The following is a 4,010-nucleotide window of genomic DNA, read 5'->3' on the forward strand; positions in this document are numbered from 1 at the left end:
CCGCTCTCGGCCGACGACTATCCGGTCTGGCGGGCCGAGATCGACGTGCCGGCCGGGACGTATTTTGAGTGTCGGTGGATCAAAAAGCGAGACGGGCGGGTCGTCGAGTGGTCCCCTCACAGCTACGCCGCGACGGCAGGGGACGGCGTCCTCGGGCGCCTGGAGACGCCCGGCTGACACATCCACAGGGCCGATCGGGAACGGCCGCTACAGCATAATCACCCCCACGGCCAGCCCAATGCCCACGGCGTCGGCCACAAGGTCCTTTCCGCTCGCCGTTTCAGTGGGGCGAGAGGCATCGTACAGCTCCTTCGCGATCCCGACGGCGGCGCCGGAGGCGATGGAGGCCGGCAGGGCATCGGGCTCCGACCAGTCGGCCTTGCTGACGAGCACGTACTGGGTGGACAGCGTCCAGAGCCCACTAAACACCACGTGCTTCGCCTTGTCGCGGGCCAGCCATCGATCCTGCGCCGCTCGCAGGGGCTTGTCTCCGGGGCGGCACGAGGGGAACAAGAGGGCGAGGCGAAGCCCCGAAAGAGTGGTGGGGAGAGCGTTCGTCTCCACGTCCGGGCAGTCTGTGGACGAGAGAAAAGCCCCTCGACTCTCAGTCGGGCCCACGAGCGCCACCCCAACGAGAAGGAGCATGCCCCACCGTGCAATAGGGAAAGAGACGGAGCGAGTCATGGAAGAAAGAAGGCACTACAGGTAGCCGAAGACGTAGCCCATGACGATTCCGAAGACGACCACCGGAATCACGTAGCGCATCATGAACGTCCACACGCTGACGAGGCCCTGGGTCATGACGCTGCTGCCTTCCACCAGTTCCTCGGCGGCGTAGTCGGCCCCCCACACCCAGCCGATAAAGATGCTCAGGAAAAAAGCCCCGATGGCCAGTCCGGCGCTCCCGATGAGGTAGTCGAGAATGCCCAGGAAGTTGTTTTGGCCGAAGAGCCCACTTTCCCCAAAGAGATAGCTCATGTTGCTGAAGGCCCCGGACGCGCCCTGGGAGAGGGCCGACGGAATGGCCATCAGGAACACGATGCTCCCGATGATCCAGACCGACTTCTGACGAGACCATTGCTTCTCGTCGACGAAGTACGACACGACGACCTCGAGGAGAGAGATGCTCGACGTGAGCGCGGCAATGGAGAGCAGGAGGAAAAAGAGGACGCTCACGAGGCCGCCGAGGGGCATTTGGGCAAAAACCTTCGGCAGCACCACGAACACGAGGGCCGGGCCGGTCTCGGGATCGGCGCCCATCGCGAAGATGGCGGGGAAAATCATAAAGCCCGCCATGAGGGCGATGAGCGTATTGAAAATGACGACGTACCCCCCGGAGATGGCGATGTCTTCCCGCTTGGGCAGGTAGGAGCCGTACGTGATCATCGCACCCATGCCGAGGCTGAGTGTGAAAAACGCCTGGCCGAGGGCTGAGACCACCAGTCCAAAGGTGATTTCCGAGAAGTCGGGCACGAGATAGAACTTGAGTCCCTTCATGGCCCCCTCCAGCGTCACGGCCCGGATGATGACGAGGAAAATCAGCACAAAAAGGATGGGCAGGAGGATTTTGGCCCATCGCTCGATGCCTTCTTCGATGCCGCCCACGACGACGAGAAATGTGAGGAGCAGGAAGACCCCGAGCAGGGCAATCACCAGTCCTGGAGAGGCCGCAAACTCCTGGAAGCCCATGGTCGGGGCGATGATGTCCTTTACGGCGTACCCGACGGCCCAGCCGGCCACCACGCTGTAGTAGCTCAGGATCACGAACCCCGCTAGCACGCAGAAGCCGCCCACCAGGATCCAGAGCGATCCCCCCCCCGTGATGGACTTGATCGCCCCCACGGGATTCCGCTGGCTGTTGCGACCCAGCGAGAGTTCGCCGAAGAGATACGGCATGCCGATTAGAACCACGCAAAGGAGGTAGATGAGCACAAACGCCCCTCCTCCGCCCTCCCCAGCGAGGTAGGGAAACCGCCAGATGTTGCCGAGCCCGATGGCGGAACCGGCGGCGGCCAGGATGAAGCCGATGCGGGACGACCACTCTTCGCGGTCTGCAGTCTCGTTGCTCATAGAGTAGACCTTGTGGTTTGTGAGCAGTATTTTTGGGAGAAAAACGCCACGGTCCGCAGAAGTGCGAACCCACGGCGAAAGTAACAGCCGTCCCCCATGAACGCAATTCTGCCGAGGCAACGTCGAGCGTTACTGGCCCGAGGCATGGGCGTGAGGACGGGGGGCTGCTACAACAGGAAATCGTAGAGCACGTCGAAGATGAGGATGATTAAGATCATGGCGGGGCAGACGTACCGCACGGCAATGCTCCAGATCGGGCCTCCGAAACGCCCCAGGAGCCCGTCGTCTCCTCGACGAAGTTCGTCCAGGGCCGATTGAGTGTCCCACGCCCATCCCACAAAGAGGCAAAGCAACAGCGCGGTGAGGGCCAACGCCACGCTCCCCCACAGAACATCCATGAGGTCAAAAAAGCTCGGAGACCCTCCCAGAACACGGTTGCCGATAAGCCACGAAAGATCGCTCAGTGCAGGGACTGCGCCCTGAGACAGCGCGGCCGGCAGTCCGAAGAGGAAGGCAAGGCCTCCCACCAGCAGGACGCCCCTCTGGCGCGACCAGCGGGTCTCATCGACGACGTAAGAAATCACGACCTCGAGGAGCGAGATCGACGACGTGAGGGCGGCAATGGACAGGAGGAGAAAAAAGAGAATCTCGACAAACGCCCCGAGAGGAACTTGACTGAAGACCTTGGGGAGTATGACGAACACAAGCGCCGGCCCCTCGACGGAGGTCTGTCCGGTAGCGAGTACGGCGGGGAAGACCATGAGTCCCGACAACAGGGCAATAATGGTGTCGAAAAGAACCACGTACCCGGCGGAGGCAACCAGGCTTTCTTCCTTGGAGAGGTACGACGCGTAGGTGATCATGGCCCCCATGCCGAGGCTAAGTGAAAAAAATGCCTGACCGAGGGCCTCCACGACGACAAATCCTGTCACCTCCGAGAAGTCGGGGGTTAGGTAGAAGCGAAGTCCCTCGGTCGCCCCAGGGAGGGTGAGGGCCCGGAAGACAATCATGCAGATGAGAGCGAAGAGCGCGGGCACGAGATATTTGGCCCACCGCTCAATGCCCCGTCGAACCCCACTGTAGACGACCCCCACGGTGGCAAGCAGGAACAGAGCAAACAGTGCAAGGACCCACTCGGGCGAGGCTGTGAGCTGGCTGAAGAAGGCCTTCGACTCCATGGCAGGGGCGAAGACCCCCTTGACGACGTACCCGATCGTCCATCCCGCTACGACCGCGTAGTAGCTGAGAATGAAGAACCCGCTGAGCACACACAGTCCGCCCACGAGAGGCCAGGGAGTGGAACTCTTGATGGCCCGAATGGCCCCGACCGGGTTCTGCTGGCTCTTGCGCCCGAGGGCGAGTTCGGCAAACAAATAGGGAAGACAGATGAACACGACGCAGGCCAGGTAGATGACAACGAACGCTCCCCCGCCGTTCTCACCTGCCTTGACCGGAAACCGCCAGATGTTGCCCAGGCCAATGGCCGAGCCCGCTGCGGCCAGAATAAACCCGAGTCGGGAGTCCCACTGCTCACGACCCTCGGACGTGGTTGCCATGTCATTGCTGTCGCTACTTCGGAAAAGCGGGGGGAGACGAGTGAGCCGTGGGACCACCTGTGTCCATCCCCAGCGGCACGATTTCCTTGAACAGCGACACAGCGTGTGCCGAAAATAATGGGCACCCTCGGTGAACGCAACGAGGTTGATCGGAACGAAAGAGGGCTCGGGCGAAGAATCATTCAAGATGAACGGTCTGGGAGGCGCCAGTCTGCTCGCGGAGCCGTGTACACCATCCGGCCAATACGCCCTCCCTGCCTCAGAGACCCTGCATAGGTCTGTTTCTTGGGCGCCGGTTCTCAGGCAACGCTATTCGCGCGCCTGAGCACTGCCTGCGTGGGCAAGCGCTAAACCTCCCACCGATCAAGACTGGGATATGAGTCG

At 61.7% G+C, this 4,010-nt stretch carries 3 protein-coding genes; all 3 read right to left on the reverse strand.

Going from position 1 to position 4,010, the window contains the following annotated elements:
* Positions 1-207 precede the first annotated feature (207 nt).
* Positions 208-645 (reverse strand): hypothetical protein, encoded by a 438-nt coding sequence (locus tag ABEL04_RS09575; RefSeq protein ID WP_375802168.1) that lies wholly within the window; start codon positions 643-645, stop codon positions 208-210.
* A 54-nt stretch (positions 646-699) separates the two neighbouring features.
* Entirely contained in the window at positions 700-2,070 is a 1,371-nt protein-coding gene (locus ABEL04_RS09580) for a sodium-dependent transporter (protein ID WP_375802169.1), read from the reverse strand.
* A gap of 167 nt (positions 2,071-2,237) precedes the next feature.
* Positions 2,238-3,626, reverse strand: a complete 1,389-nt coding sequence (locus tag ABEL04_RS09585; protein ID WP_375802170.1) for a sodium-dependent transporter — start codon at positions 3,624-3,626, stop codon at positions 2,238-2,240.
* Between the last annotated feature and the right edge of the window lie 384 nt (positions 3,627-4,010).

The sequence above is a fragment of the Salinibacter sp. genome, assembly GCF_042218895.1.
Classification (GTDB): Bacteria; Bacteroidota; Rhodothermia; order Rhodothermales; family Salinibacteraceae; genus Salinibacter.